Origin of the sequence: Thiohalocapsa sp. (assembly GCF_022340605.1) — a bacterium.
GTDB lineage: Bacteria > Pseudomonadota > Gammaproteobacteria > Chromatiales > Chromatiaceae > Thiohalocapsa.
The window spans coordinates 1-14,674 of the sequence record NZ_JAJDNQ010000010.1; the positions used below are offsets into that span (position 1 = coordinate 1).

Annotated in this window: 9 protein-coding genes; 3 read left to right on the forward strand and 6 right to left on the reverse strand. The window is 67.7% G+C overall.

Translation table 11 applies throughout. The annotated features are described in order from the left end of the window. The 4 genes from LJE69_RS00890 to pstS (LJE69_RS00905) form a co-directional block, all read right to left on the reverse strand. Window positions 1–623: phosphate ABC transporter ATP-binding protein (locus LJE69_RS00890; RefSeq protein ID WP_296920295.1), on the reverse strand; the 623-nt coding region annotated here is incomplete at its 3' end. 24 nt (window positions 624–647) lie between these two features. Beyond that, the gene (pstA, locus tag LJE69_RS00895; RefSeq protein WP_296920298.1) at window positions 648–1,571 is read right to left on the reverse strand and encodes a phosphate ABC transporter permease PstA; all 924 of its coding nucleotides are present in this window, start codon (window positions 1,569–1,571) and stop codon (window positions 648–650) included. Beyond that, complete coding sequence (pstC, locus tag LJE69_RS00900) at window positions 1,568–2,545, reverse strand: phosphate ABC transporter permease subunit PstC (protein WP_296920301.1); 978 nt, start codon at window positions 2,543–2,545, stop codon at window positions 1,568–1,570. The genes pstA and pstC overlap by 4 nt, the downstream gene beginning before the upstream one ends. A 613-nt stretch (window positions 2,546–3,158) precedes the next feature. Next, window positions 3,159–4,250, reverse strand: coding sequence for a phosphate ABC transporter substrate-binding protein PstS (gene pstS, locus LJE69_RS00905; RefSeq protein ID WP_296920304.1), 1,092 nt, complete (start codon window positions 4,248–4,250; stop codon window positions 3,159–3,161). Window positions 4,251–4,773: 523 nt separating this feature from the next. Here pstS (LJE69_RS00905) and prsT point away from each other — a divergent pair. After that, the gene (gene prsT, locus LJE69_RS00910; RefSeq protein ID WP_296920307.1) at window positions 4,774–7,536 is read left to right on the forward strand and encodes an XrtA/PEP-CTERM system TPR-repeat protein PrsT; all 2,763 of its coding nucleotides are present in this window, start codon (window positions 4,774–4,776) and stop codon (window positions 7,534–7,536) included. A 466-nt stretch (window positions 7,537–8,002) separates the two neighbouring features. On the opposite strand, the gene LJE69_RS00915 is transcribed toward prsT, so the two are convergent. Both LJE69_RS00915 and LJE69_RS00920 read right to left on the reverse strand, forming a co-directional pair. Then, window positions 8,003–8,926, reverse strand: a complete 924-nt coding sequence (locus LJE69_RS00915) for a PEP-CTERM sorting domain-containing protein (RefSeq protein ID WP_296920310.1) — start codon at window positions 8,924–8,926, stop codon at window positions 8,003–8,005. A 522-nt stretch (window positions 8,927–9,448) separates the two neighbouring features. Next, entirely contained in the window at window positions 9,449–9,586 is a 138-nt protein-coding gene (locus LJE69_RS00920; protein ID WP_296920313.1) for a hypothetical protein, read from the reverse strand. Window positions 9,587–9,947: 361 nt separating this feature from the next. Here LJE69_RS00920 and pstS (LJE69_RS00925) point away from each other — a divergent pair, with 361 nt between their 5' ends. Both pstS (LJE69_RS00925) and mfd read left to right on the forward strand, forming a co-directional pair. After that, complete coding sequence (gene pstS / locus LJE69_RS00925; RefSeq protein ID WP_296920316.1) at window positions 9,948–11,039, forward strand: phosphate ABC transporter substrate-binding protein PstS; 1,092 nt, start codon at window positions 9,948–9,950, stop codon at window positions 11,037–11,039. A 2-nt stretch (window positions 11,040–11,041) separates the two neighbouring features. Continuing rightward, window positions 11,042–14,584: a transcription-repair coupling factor gene (mfd, locus tag LJE69_RS00930; RefSeq protein WP_296920363.1), complete on the forward strand. Its 3,543-nt coding sequence runs from the start codon at window positions 11,042–11,044 to the stop codon at window positions 14,582–14,584. Window positions 14,585–14,674: the final 90 nt, after the last annotated feature.

Consider the following 14,674-nt stretch of genomic DNA (forward strand, 5'->3'; position numbering starts at 1 on the left):
TCCACCTGGCGCGTGGCGATGGGGTCGAGCGCCGAGCAGGGCTCGTCCATCAGCAGCACGTCCGGCTCGGTGGCGATGGCGCGCGCGATGCACAGGCGCTGCTGCTGGCCACCCGAAAGGCTCAGGCCGCTGTTCTTGAGCTTGTCCTTGACCTCTTTCCAGAGCGCGGCGCGCTCCAGCGCCGTCTGCACCTTCTCTTCGTAATCGCCCTTGAACTTGTTCAGCCTGAGACCAAAGGCGACGTTGTCGTAGATGCTCATGGAGAACGGGTTCGGCTGCTGGAACACCATGCCGATGTAGCGGCGCACCACCACCGGGTCCACGTTCTTCGCGTAGATGTCCTGGCCGTGATAGTTGACCGAGCCCTCGAAGCGGAACACCGGAATGAGATCGTTCATCCGGTTGAGGCTGCGCAGCACCGTGGACTTGCCGCAGCCGGACGGGCCGATGAAGGCGGTGATCTTGTTCTTCTCGACGGGCACGAAGCTGTCGCGCACGGCGAGGAAGTCGCCGTAGAAGATCTTCTTCGCGTCGCAGTCGATGACGGTCGGGCCCTCGGGCTGATAGGGCTCGGCGATGAAATCGGACGTGTTGCTCACATCGGATGCAGTGGCGGCGTTCATGCCGGATACCTCACTTGCACGAATCTAAACCTTGGGCTGACCGACCAGGCGGGCCAGGATGTTGAAGACGAGGACGATCAGCACCAGCACCAGCGATGCCGTCCAGGCGAGTTCGATCTGGTTCTCGAACGGCATGCCGGAGAAGTTGTAGATCAGGATCGACAGCGAGGCGGTGGGGTTATTCACCGCCGTCAGCGACTCCAGGTAGTAGTTGCTGAACAGCGCCGTGAACAGGAGCGGTGCGGACTCGCCGGCGGCGCCGGCAATGGCCAGCATCACGCCGGTGAGGATGCCGGGCAGGCCCGTCGGCAGCACCACCTTCCAGATTACCTGCGTGCGGGTGCAGCCGATGCCGAAGGCGGCGTCCTTCATGCGCTGCGGCACCTGCGCGATGGCCTCCTCCGCCGCCAGCACCACCGTCGGCAGCATCAGCACCGCCAGCGCAACGCCGCCGGCCCAGGGCGAGTAGCCGAAGTTGACCACCAGCACCGCGTAGACGAAGACGCCCGCCAGGATCGACGGGAAGCCGGTCAGCACCTTAGCCAGAAAGCGCGATGTGCCGGCGAGCTTGCTGGTGGGACCGAGAATGGCGAGATAGATGGCCGCCATGATGCCGAAGGGCACGCTGGTGGCCGTGGCGATGGCCACCATCACCAGGGTGCCGATGATGGCCGGGCCGATGCCGCCGCCCATCTCGAAGCCGGCGGGCGGCAGCGCGGTGAGCACCTCGATGATGTCGCTGCCGAACAGCCGCGTGCCGCCGCGGATCAGCAGCATGTAGATAACCGAGATCAGCGGGATCGCGGCGAGGATCGCGATGATCCAGGTCAGCGTGGTCAGGATGTTGTTCTTGACCGCCCGCCCCTCCCACATCTGCCGCTGCAGGTTCGGCCGCACGAAGGCCGCTTCTTCCGCCACCGCGGCGGCGGTCGCTTCGATGTCGCTCATTTCTTGCCCTCGAACTTGCGCACGGTGTACTGCTGCACACCGAGGCCGACGACGTTGACGATGAAGGTGATCAACAGCAGCACCAGGGCGGCGTACATCAGTGCCTGCACCTCCACGGTGCCCGCCTCCGGGAAGCTCGACGCCAGCAGCGAGGCCAGGGTGTTGGCGGGCGCGAACAGCGACCAGCTGATCTGGTTGGCGTTGCCGATGAGCATGGCGAGCGCCATGGTCTCGCCCAGCGCGCGGCCGAAGCCCAGCACCAGCGCGGCGAGGATGCCGCTGGAGGCGGTCGGCAGCATCACCTTGAGGATGGCCTCCCACTTGGTGGTGCCCATGCCGTAGGCGGCTTCCTTGACCTTGTAAGGAATGCGGCGGAAGGCATCGACGGAGATGGCCGCCACCGTCGGCAGGATCATGATGGCCAGCACCAGTGCCGCCGGTGCCATGCCCGGACCACTCAGCGAGGTGCCGAACAGCGGGAACCAGCCGAGCTGGTCATGCAGCCAGTCCGCCGCCGGGCGGAGCAGCGGGATCAGCACGTAGATGCCCCAGAGGCCGTAGACCACGGACGGGATGGCTGCCAGCAGTTCGATGATGGTGCGAAACACCAGGGCGAGCCGGTGGTGGATGAAGTCCTGGGTCAGGAAGATGGCAATCGCGATGCCGAAGACGCCGCCGAGGAACAGCGCCAGCAGCGAGCTGTAGAGGGTGCCCCAGATCTCGGGCAGGACACCGAACTGCTCCTTGTTGACGTCCCAGGTGGTGCCATACCAGAAGCCGAGGCCGTATTTGGCCACCGCGGGGGCGGCCTCCCGGCCGAGCTCCCAGAGGATCGCCAGCACCAGCAGCACGATCACGGCCGCGGCGGCGTAGGCCATGCCGCGGAAGAGGGAGTCGGCGGTGAGCTCGCCGCCGCTCGGCGGCCGCGTGATCGTGCTGGACGATCCCGCCTGCTGAAAGGGGTTTTTCGCCATATCGACTGGTCCTGGATGTCGGGCCTGGATGTCGGGCCTGGATGTCGGGCCTGGAAACTCTGGGCCCTGGCGGCCGGGCGCGGAGACTGAGGCCTGGAGGCCGGGCCTGCGATGCTGATTAAGTAAATCCGGGAATCTGGTGCGTCAGGCGCGCTAGGTTCGGTCGGGAAGAAGGTGGCCAGCGAGTCGATTTCTTCTCAGCTTGCCGCTGCGGAATTTTAAGGCCCACATCGGCCTGGCGCCATCAGGAGCGCCTGAGCCAACAACTGACGCTGTCGCCGGTGATATCCGCGAAAGCCTGTCGGTATCCACCACCGAGGACAACCTACGGGAATGTCCGTGACGCCCCTAGTGCAGCGTTTCACCTGACCTTGCCTTCGTTGTCGTTGACTTTGTCGTTGTCGAGTGTCCGGTCACGACCACGATCACGAAAACGACCACGAGCAGAAACTTCGACCAGGTTCCTCGGCTCCGACCCCACTCGGGTTGGCGCTCTCCAAAGTTGGCTGAAACGAGTTACTAGGCCGGTGCTCTAGGCACCGCGGACGACATGCCCAGGCCCGGAGCGGCGCAAGCGCCGATCCGGGCCTTTGGCACGCCAAGGATCGCCAGCTTACTTCACGAAGCTCAGCGCGTCCTTGACTTTTTCGATCACGGCGGCGGGCAGCGGGATGTAGCCCAGGCCGTCGGCCTGATCCTGCGCGTCGTCGCTGGTGGTGTAGTTGACGAGGTCCTTCATCGCCGTGAGCTTGGCCTCGTCGTACTCGCTGTAGAGCAGGAGCCAGGTCATGGAGGCGATCGGGTAGGAGTCATCGCCGGCCGGGTCCCAGATCCAGGCACGCAGGTCGGGGGCGCCGCCGGGCAGGGTGCCCTCCGGGAACTCAGCGCTGGCCAGTGCGGCCGCGCCGGACTCGGGACCAGCCTCGACGTAGTTGCCGGCCTTGTTCTGCAGCATGGCGACCTGCTTGTGGCCGGTCAGCTTGGCATAGCCGTACTCGACGTAGCCGATGGTGCCCGGATTCTGCTTGATCTGGGCCATGACGCCGTCGTTCTTCGGCGCCTTGATGAAATTGTCCTGGTTCGGCCAGTTCGGCGACTTCCCCTGACCGACGGACTCCTTGAACGCCGGGTCGATGGCGCTCAGGTGACCGGTGAACACGAAGGACGTGCCCGAGGAGTCGGAGCGCACGACGACGGTGATGTTCTCGTCCGGCAGGTCAACGCCCGGGTTGGCGTCGGCGATCTTCGGATCGTTCCATTTGGTGATCTTGCCGGCGAAGATCTCCGGGTAGACGTCACGCGGCAGCTTCAGCGCGTCGACGCCCTCGACGTTGTAGGCAAGCACGACCTCGCCCGCGGTCATCGGCAGCAGCACGACGTCCTTGCCCTGCTTTTCCTTCACCACCGCAATTTCTTCGTCGTTCATGGCCGCGTCGGAGCCGGCGAAGTCCACGGCACCTTCCTGAAAGTCCTTGATGCCAGCGCCGCTACCCTTGGCCTGGTAGTCCACCCGCGCACCGGTGGGGTTGTACTCGGCCTTGACCTTCTTGTCCTGCGAGAACTGCTTGAACCAGGCGGAGTAGATCGGAAACGGGAAGCTTGCGCCGGAGCCGTTCAGCTTTTCGGCGGCCTGAGCCGCAGGAATGCCCAGCGTGGCGATGGCGCCCGCGAGGGCGGCCGTCTTGAGAATCTGCGTGTACTTCATGGCTCTGAGTGCTCCGTGAGTCGTGGTGAGCGTTGCGGCGCCCCGAGGTCCGGAACGCGGCCAGCATTCTCAAGTTTCCGGTCCGCCGTTTTGGTGAATTTTTGATGACGACGGCCGGCGCGGCGCGTACACGAGCTAATGTCTACCGAATGGAGCGGCGCGCCAGGCGACGCCACGACACCAACGCCGACAACCATCGCGACGCACCATTCAGCGACGCGCCTGCCCACCAGCCCAGTGCGACAGTGCGCAAGTCCTGAGACCGTCTCAGGTCGTTGTCGTTGTCGTGGTCTCAACCGTGCGCATATGCGATGACAACTCCAATTACGACAACACGGGCGCCCTGTCTCGAACCTTCCGGAGCGAAGCCATAGGATTTCTTGTACGGCGCTCACGCTTTCACCCTACGCACGTCTGTATCCTGTGCTGTTGCTCGCAAGCCCATCGGGGGCGGCTCCCGGCGCATGACGGATACGAATGCCGACGCACCGCCCTTGATCCCAGCCCCGCGGAGTCAGTCGCCATGCCCGCATTACATGCACGCGCACTCCAGTGCGCCGCCTGCCTGGTCCTATTGCTGCTGTCACTCGCAGCAACAGCGTCGACGCTGGAGCGGGCCGAAACCGCCTGGGAAGCCAGCGACGTGCCTGCCGCCGTGGTGTACCTCAAGGCGGCCATCGACGAGGACCCGGACGCCGGGCGCGCCCGCCTGCTACAGGCACGCATGGACCTCGCGCTGCTGAATCCGGCGGCAGCCGAAGACACGCTGCGGCGCCTCCTCGCCGCCGGCGCGGCGCGTGCCGAGGTGCTGCCGCTGCTCGGCGATGCGTTGCTCCAGCAGCAGCGCTTCCAGGCGGTGCTGGAGGAAATTTCGCCCGCCCCGGAGGACCCCGACGCGCTGCGCTCCCAGATCGCGCGCATCCGTGCCGAAGCACTCCACGCCCTGCACCGTGACGCAGAGGCGTCGACGCGCATCGAAACGGCGCTGGCGCTCGACCCGCACAACGCCCGCGCGGTGCTGGAGCGTGCACTGGGGCGCTTGGCGAGCGGCGATCTGGACGGCGCCCGCGCCGATGCGCAACACGCAACCGACATCGACCCCAAGCTGGCCCTGACGTGGGAGTTTCTCGGCCTCCTGGCGCAACAATCCCACGATCTGGCGGAGGCCGAGCGCGTCTACAGCATTGCCATCCTGAGCCGTCACGCCGACTGGATGCCCCGTTACAAGCGGGCGCTGGTGCGGATCGATGAGGGCAAGCTTGATGCGGCTGCGCAAGACATCGATGCGGCGGCCAAACAGGTGCCGAATTTCACCGGCCTCGCGTACGCACGCGGCCGCCTGGCGCTGGCACGCGGACATTCCGCAACTGCCCTGCCGCTGTTGCTGCGTTACTTGGAAGCCGTGCCCACCGACATCGAGGCCAGCTACTTCACCGCTGTCACGCTGCTGCAACTACAGCGCTTCGACGCCGCGGAAGACCACCTGCAACGGACCCTGGCAGCGGCGCCCGGCGCCTGGCGCGCCGCATTGCTGCTGGCGGAGCTGCGCCTGCGCGCCGGCGACCCCGGCAGCGCCGAGTCCCTGCTGCGGCCGCTGCTCGATCGGCCCGAGGCGCGGGAGCAGGCGGGTCTGTTGCTGGTGCGCGCCCTGCTGGCGCAGGGCCGCGGCGACGAGACCCCCGAGCTGCTGGGCCAGTTGACCGCGGCCGCTCCGAACAACGGCCGCCTCGCCCTCGCCCATGCGCAACGGCTCGCCGCGTCGGGCGACAGCGACGGCGCCATCGCCGAGCTGCGCCGCGTCATCACCACCGCGCCGAAGGCCAAGGCGCCACGCCTGCTGCTGATCCGGCTGCTGGTGCAGGCGGGTGACACCGAAGCCGCCCACGCCGAGGCCGTTGCGCTGGCCGATATCGCGCCGCGCGATGCAGAAGCGATGAATGCCCTGGCGGTGACCCTGGCGCTGCGTGGCGACGGGGGCGCCGCGCGGGCACTACTGCGGAAAAGCAGCGCCATGGACCCCGGCGCCTTGGAGCCAGCGCTCAACCTCGCACGCCTCGCGCTCGCCGACGACGACACCGCCACCGCCCGCGAAGCCATCGACGGCGTGCTGGCCGCGGACCCCGGCAACACCGGCGCCGTCCTGGCGCTCGCCGAGCTGCTGGCAGGCAACGGCGACACCGACGGCGCCGCCGAGCAACTGGCGGACGCGGTTAAAGCGGCGCCGGGCAACCTCGCCCTGCGCTTGGCGGCGGCGCGTCTGCTGCTCGGCCTGCAACGGCCGGCCGCCGCCGAGAAACTGTTGCAGACGGCCCCCGCCGAGCAGAGGGACACCCCCGAACTGCTCGACCTGCGTGGCAGGCTGGCACTGGCCGACGGCCGCGCCGACGAAGCGCTGAGCGTGTTCGAGGACTTCGGCGCCCTACGCCCAGAGGCGGCGGAGCCGTTCTATTTCCAGGCACGCGCGTTGGCCGCCCTCGGCCGTGTCGACGAAGCCCGGGAGCGGACAATCCGCGCCCTGCGCGCCGCACCGGACAGTCCGCTCGCACTCGCCACGCTGGAGATGGTGCTCGGTGCGATGCCGGCGGAGCGCCGTCAAGACTGGCTGGCGTTTCTGGACGACGCCACCGGGCATGCCTTTGTCGTGCGCACGGCGGACGCCCGCAATGCGATGGAAACGGGTGACCGCGCCCGCGCATCGGCGCTGCTTAAGGCATTGCGTACCGAGCAGACAGGCAACCGCGCCCTGACCACAATGCTGATCGACAACGAGCGCCAGCGCGGCAACCCCGAGGGTGCGCGCGCCGTTGCACAGGACTGGCTGAAAGATCATCCGCGGGACACCGGCATCCAGCTCGCCGCGGCCGACCTGGCGCTGGCGCTGAACGACACCGCGGCGGCCGTCGGGGTTTACGAGGCGCTGCTCCAGCACGAGCCGCCGCTGCCGGCGGTCCACAACAACCTCGCCTGGCTGCTGCGCGAATCGGACCCGGCCCGCGCCCGCCAACTGGCCGAGGTCGCCCACCGACTGGCACCGAATGAGCCCGACTATGCCGACACCCTGGCCGTCATCGCGCTCGATGCCGGCGAGCCGAACGCCGCGCTGCCGCTGCTGCAAGCCGCCTACCAGAGCCGCCCCACCGATGCGAGCATCGCCTATCACTACGCCCGCGCGCTGGCAGCCACCGGGGAGCCCGCGCGGGCGCGCCAAGTCCTGCTGCAGATCCGCGCGCACCGATTCCCCGAGCAGGCGGCGGCGATAGAGCTGCTCGACCGGTTGCAGCCCTGAGCGGCGCGCGCCGCCGACGCAGCCGCGCCGCGGCAGCGGAGATGGGCAAGCGCTCGCGCTCACCGCCATCCAAGGTGCGCCCCTGGACGTCGGGTCGGCGAAGGAGACTAGACAATCAGGTGGTTACGACGCGCACCACGTCGAGCTTCGTGCCTCAGCCCGACCTACGGGCGCCGCGCCGTAGGTCGGGTCACGTAGGTCGGGCCGACGCCAGGAGGCCCGACGCGCCGTTGCCGTCGGGCTTCGCGGTCGCTCGGCCCCACCGACAACGGATTGTTGCCCGGTCTCAGCAGCGACGGCTCGATGGCGCTGAGCCGCGCCCTACGAACAGGTCCGCAGGAAGGCCAGATACCGGCGACCCGCTGCACAAACGAAAAAAGGCATCGCAAGCGCCCTGCTTGCGATGCCTTGCTGCTCAGCGGCGCAGCCGCTGTCGAGCGGCTACCGCCCCTGGAACGCGGGCGGGTCAGCCGCGCCGGCGGCGGCGCGCGCCCACCAGGGTCAGCCCGCCGAGCATCAGCGCCAGGGTGCCCGGGACCGGCGTGTCGGCCTGCGGGGTGACCGACAGCAACCACTTGGAACCATCGGCCACCACCTGATAGTCGACACCCTCGGTCAGCGACGTGTAGGGCACGTAACTCGTACCCGTCCACAAGTTGATATTGGTGGTGCCCTGACCGAAAAAGCGCGTCAGGAAATTGGCCATGGTCGCATCGCCGGAGCCGTGGCTGAGTGACAGCACACCGTCCACACCGATGTTGATGTCCACCACACTGGTGGCGTCTCCAGAGTTGACAGAGCTGACGTCGATCAGCCCATCCTCGATGGTCACGGTCGCGTTGTTATACGAAGTATCGAGCGCGCTGTTGGACGTCAGCGTGCCCCCGCCACGGATGGTCAGGGTGCTGCCATCGCTTTGCGAATACCGATTCAAGAACGGTATGCCGCCGATGCTCACGCTGCCGCCGTCGATGAGCAGACTGCCGGGGGAGTTGTAGCCGATCGCAAAGCTGGATGAGCTCGAAACGCTGGCGCCGTTCAGTACCTCCAGCGCACCATCGTTGTTGTACCCTTCGCCGATGGTTATCCAATTGTCGGCCGACCAGGACGACCCGGCACCTGTCACTGTCAGCTTGCTGCCGGACGCGATGTTGTAGTACCCGATGCTCGTGTAGTTGGTCGTAACCGTCGAGCCCCCATCGACCGTGACCGTTCCCGGCCCTGCCTGCGACCCGATGAACACGCTTGTGGTTGCGCCCACCGTCCCCCAGTCGCTTATCTGTGACGCGCCGGTGTAATCCGACGAAACCGACCCCGTGGACACGATGCCGGCATGGGCGGGATTGACCAGTGCGGCGGCCACGACCACGGCCGGTAAGAGTCCTCTCATGGCATTCCTCATCGCTACCCCCTGACATGACTGAGCGTTGCGCAGCGCAGGCGCCTCGGGTTCGATCGGCCTCGCCCAAGACCAGCCCCGAGCTGCAAACATGGTGCCAAGCATCTGCATTCAAGATGCGTCCCAGGGAAAGACCCCACGCTCCGCTGAGACTGAAGCCAGGCAGCTCTGCCCGGCCGTGCGTGCGAGATCAGACATCGACTCAGCAGCGAATAGGAATTCCCTTTACGAATATTACAGTAATTTCACCTAGCGCAAACGGCGATTCGCTGACGCGGTGGCTACCGCGCGGCTTGCGGGGGCGCAGCGTCGAAGGTCGGGCTGGGCGTCGTAGGTCGGGCTGAGGAACGAAGCCCGACATGGTGCTTGCCATAAACCACCTGATCGTCGGGCCTCCTGCGTCGGCCCGACCTGCGGGGCGGGTTACAGGGGCGCGGTTTGGATGGCCGCAAGCGCGAATACTTGCCCAGCCTCAGGTCTGCCGGGGCACCGTGGCGGCGCCCCCACCCTGCCCTATTGGCTCTTGGACTTGCCCAGCAGCTCCTTGACGAAGTTGACCACCCCGTCCTGCATCTGCCTGGCCCAAGCCGGCTCGGGCAGGTTCCAGCCGATCAAGATGCCCACCAGTACCCAGAACACGATCTGCAACATCGCGGCCTCCTAAGGGTTTGCGAATTCAACGGGCGCCACCATTATCCGCGCGCGCTCGACGCATGCGTGCGGCGCGCACTGGCCGCGGCCGGGTCCGATTCATTATCCGCGCGCGCTGGACGCATGCACATCGGTCGCACGCGGGATCATGCGCGGACGTCCGGGCTGGCGCCACCGGCAAGCGGCCCCTGTGCGAGAATTGCCGCCTTCCATGCGCGAAGCCAACCCCAGCTCACTTGGCATGCACAGCCATGGCGCCGCGAACCACGCGTCGGCCCCGGCCTCAGCACCGGCCTCAGCACCGGCCGCGCCGGCACCGCCCGCGGCTCGGGTGCGCACTGTCAAGCCCGACACCAGATACATGAGGCTGAAGAATATCCACCTGCTGCTTGCCGCAGCCCTCGCCGGCTGCATCTGCGCGCTCTCGTGCCCCGATGCGGCAGCCGCCGAGCCGCACCTGCTCGGCGCCGGCGCGATCTTCCCCTTCCCCATCTACGCAACTTGGTTCACGCAGTTCGCGCGCGACCCGAAGGTGCGGGACGCCTTCAACGGCACCGGCGCACGGGTGGACTACGAGGCCGACGACAGCACCGCCGGCGTCGCCGACCTGATCGGCGGCAAAGTGGACTTCGCCGCGTCCGACACGGCCATCTCCAACAAGGAGATCGGTCAGGTAGAGCGCGGCGTCGTGCCGCTGCCCACGACCGCCGGCGCCATCGTGCTGGCCTACAACCTGCCGGACGTAGGCGCGCTCCGGCTGCCGCGGCAGGTCTATCCAAAGATCTTCGCCGGCGACATCAGCACATGGAATGATCCGGCCATCGTCACGGCCAATCCGGATGTCGCGCTGCCGGACTTGCCCATCACCGTCGTCGTCCGCGCCGACGCCGCCCGCGCCACCCGGGTGCTCACCGCGCACCTGAGCGCCCTCGACCCCGATTTCAGGCAGGCCGTCGGCACCTCCAGGTCGCCCAAATGGCCAGAGCAGGACAACTTCATGACTGCGACCATGAACGACGGCGTCGCCGCCCTGCTCGCGCGGGTCCCGGGCGCCATCGGCTACATGGACGTCGGCTACGCCAGGCTGGCGCACTGGCAGTTCCTCGCGCTGTTGGAGAACAAGGCCGGCAACTATGTCGCGGCCGACCCCGAGTCCAGCGCCGCGACCCTGGCCGAGGCGAAATTCCCGGCTAGGACCCTGCCGAGCGGCGCCCCGGACCTGCGCGGCAACAGCCGCGACCCGCACGGCGCCAACGCCTACCCCATCGTCGCCATGACCTGGCTGCTGTTCTACGCCAAGGGATATCAGGGCGAGCAGCTCGCCGCCGTCCACGACCTCATCCAGTACTGCACCAGCGCCGCCGCGCAGGGCCAGGCCGCCGGGCTCGGCTATGTACCCCTGCCGGAGAACATCATCGAGCGCGTCGAGAAAGCCGCCGGATTCATCCAATGAGCATGCCCGCCATCTCCGCCAACAAACCCGCCAACAGACCCGAAGCCGCCGTCACGAGCTCGGCGTCGCCGCTGCAACCGCCACTGCCGGAAGCCGCCGGCGAGCGCCTGCTCTGGGGGCGGCTCTACGGCGCCGCCGCGGCGCTCGCCATCGCCTCGGCCGCCCGGCAGGCGGGACGGCCGATCGTCGCCACGGTACCGGACATGCCGGCGGCGGCGGCGCTGCGCGAGGCGCTGGGCTTCTTTCTGAAGGGCGACGACCTCCCGGTGCTGACCTTCCCGGACTGGGAGACCCTGCCCTACGATGTCTTCTCGCCGCTGCCCGAGCTGGTCTCCGAGCGGCTCCTGACCCTGCACCGCCTGCCAACCTTGCGCCGTGGCGTGCTGGTCGTGCCGGTGGGTACCCTGCTGCAGCGCCTGCCACCGCGGGCGTTCGTGGACGGCCACGCACTGGTACTCGGTGTCGGCGACCGCCTGGACCTCGACGCCACCCGCACGCGCCTGACGCGCTCCGGCTACCAGTGCGTGTCGCAGGTCATCGCCCACGGCGAGTTCGCCGTGCGCGGCGCGCTGCTGGACGTGTTCCCGATGGGTAGCCAGGAGCCGCTGCGCATCGATCTGTTCGACGACGAGGTGGAGTCCATCCGCACCTTCGATCCGGACAGCCAGCGCTCGCTGGAAAAACTAGAGCGCGTACGCATGCTGCCGGCGCGCGAGTACCCCACCGACGAGCAGGCCATCGCCGGCTTCCGCCAGCGCTGGCGCGCCGCCATCGACGCCGACCCCAAGGCCAGCATCATCTATCGCGAGGTCTCCGAGGGCCGTATGCCGGGCGGCATCGAATATTACCTGCCGCTGTTCTTCGAGCAGACGGCGACGCTGTTCGACTACCTGCCCGACGCCACCCTGGTGTTCGAGCACGCCGACGTGCGCGGCGCCGCCGCCGATGCCCTCGCCCGCATCGCGCAGCGCTACGAGCAGCGCCGCCACGACCCCGAGCGCCCGCTGCTGCCGCCCCGCGCCCTGTATCTGGGCAGCGACGACCTCGCGGCCTCCCTCAACGCCCGCGCCGGCGTCTGCTGGCAGTCCGCGGAGGTGCCGGACCGGCGCAAGGGCTACGGCGCCGTGCACAACTTCGACACCGCCACCCTGCCGGCACTCGCCATCCAGGCCCGCGCCGAGCGCCCCGCGGCGGCGCTGCAAGACTTTCTGGCGCAACCCGGCCAGCGCACGCTGTTCGTCGCCGAGAGCACCGGCCGCCGCGAGCTGCTGCTGGAGAATCTCCAGGGCTTCCGCATCCAGCCGCGGCCGGTGGACGGCTGGCCCGGGTTCATCGCCTCGGACGCGCCCATCGGCATCACCGTGGCGCCGCTGGAGCAGCCGCTGCTGCTGCCGGCAATGCGGCCCCTGGCAGACGGCCGCGCGCGGCTCGCCGTGGTCACCGAGACCCAGCTCTACGGCGAGCGGGTGCGCCAGGAACGCCGGCGCAAGGTCAAGTCCCGCGACGGCGAGGCGGTGGTGCGCAACCTCACCGAGCTGCACGAGGGCGCCCCGGTGGTGCACGAGGAGCACGGCGTCGGCCGCTTCCTCGGCCTCCAGACCATCGAGGTCGGCGGCAGCCCGGCCGAGTTCCTGGCGCTGGAATACGCCAAGGGCGACAAGCTCTACGTGCCGGTGAGCTCCCTGCATCTGATCTCCCGCTACACCGGCGCGGCGCCGGAGAACGCGCCGCTGCATCGGCTCGGCAGCGATCAGTGGGACAAGGTCAAGCGCAAGGCGGCGCAGAAGGCCCATGACGTGGCCGCGGAGCTGCTGGACATCTATGCCCGGCGCGCGGCGCGCCAGGGCGTCGCCTTCCCGGACCCGGGCGCGGACTACGCGGCCTTCGCGAGCGCCTTCGAGTTCGAGGAGACGCCGGACCAGCAGCGCGCCATCGAGGCCATCCTGTCCGACATGGCTACGCCTAAGCCCATGGACCGCGTGGTCTGCGGCGACGTCGGCTTCGGCAAGACCGAGGTCGCCATGCGCGCCGCCTTCGTCGCCGTCAGCGGCGGCAAGCAGGTAGCCGTGCTGGTACCGACAACCCTGCTCGCCCAGCAGCACTACCAGAATTTTGCCGACAGGTTCGCCGACTGGCCTGTCAAGGTGGAAAGCCTTTCGCGCTTTCAGAACCAGAAGGAGGCGAAGGCGATCATCGACGGCCTCGCCAAGGGCACCGTGGACATCGTCGTCGGCACCCACAAGCTGCTCCAGCCCAGCATCAAGTTCAAGAACTTAGGATTAGCCATCATCGATGAGGAACACCGCTTCGGCGTCCGCCACAAGGAGCAGCTGAAGAATCTCCGCGCGGAGGTGGACGTGCTGACCCTTACCGCCACGCCCATCCCGCGCACGCTCAACATGGCCATGTCCGGCATGCGGGATCTGTCGATCATCGCCACGCCGCCGGTGGAGCGCCACCCCATCAAGACCTTCGTCACGCCCTGGAACGACGCACTCATCCAGGAGGCGTGCCAGCGCGAGATCGCCCGCGGCGGGCAGGTCTACTTCCTGCACAACGAGGTGGAAACCATCGAGAACATGGCGCAGAAGGTCGAAGCCCTGGTGCCCAACGCCCGGGTCGAATTCGCCCACGGCCAGATGCGCGAGAAGGAGCTGGAGCGCGTCATGCGCGACTTCTACCACCGCCGCTTCAACCTGCTGGTGTGCACCACCATCGTCGAGTCCGGCATCGACGTGCCGAGCGCCAACACCATCGTCATCAACCGCGCCGACAAGCTCGGGCTGGCGCAGTTGCACCAGCTCCGTGGCCGGGTCGGGCGCTCCCACCACCGCGCCTATGCCTACCTGATTACGCCACCCGCCAAGACCATGACCGAGGACGCCAAGAAGCGCCTGGAGGCCATCGAATCCCTGGAGGACTTAGGAGCGGGCTTCACCCTCGCCACCCATGACCTGGAAATCCGCGGCGCCGGCGAGCTGCTCGGCGACGAGCAATCAGGTCAAATCCACGAGATCGGCTTCACCCTGTACATGGACCTGCTCGAGCGCGCCGTGCAGGCCCTCAAGGCCGGCCGCACCCCCGAGCTGGACCGCCCGCTCGACCACGGCGCCGAGATCGATCTGGGACTCCCCGCCCTGCTGCCCAACGACTACCTGCCGGACGTCCACACCCGCCTGGTCACCTACAAGCGCATCGCCAGCGCCGCGGACCACACCGAGCTGAAAGACCTGCAAGTCGAGATGATTGACCGCTTCGGCCTCCTCCCCGAGCCCACCAAGAACCTCTTCGCCATCACCGCGCTCAAGCTCAAGGTCCAGCCGCTCGGCATCAAAAAGCTCGAGGCCGGCCCCAAGGGTGGTCGCATCGTCTTCGGCGAGCAGCCGAATATCGATCACATGAAGCTGATCCAGCTCATCCAGTCACGGCCGAAGGACTACAAGCTGGACCAGGCTGCAGGGGCGCTGCGGTTCAACATGGACATGGCGGACCCGGCCAAGCGGATTGCACAGGTGGAGACGGTGGTGGGGAAGCTGGCGGGGTGAGTCTGCGGGACACACCGCACCTCTAACACAACCGACACCCAATGGTAGCGAGCCGGCGGTAGATCTGTTCGTCTCATACGACATAGGCAT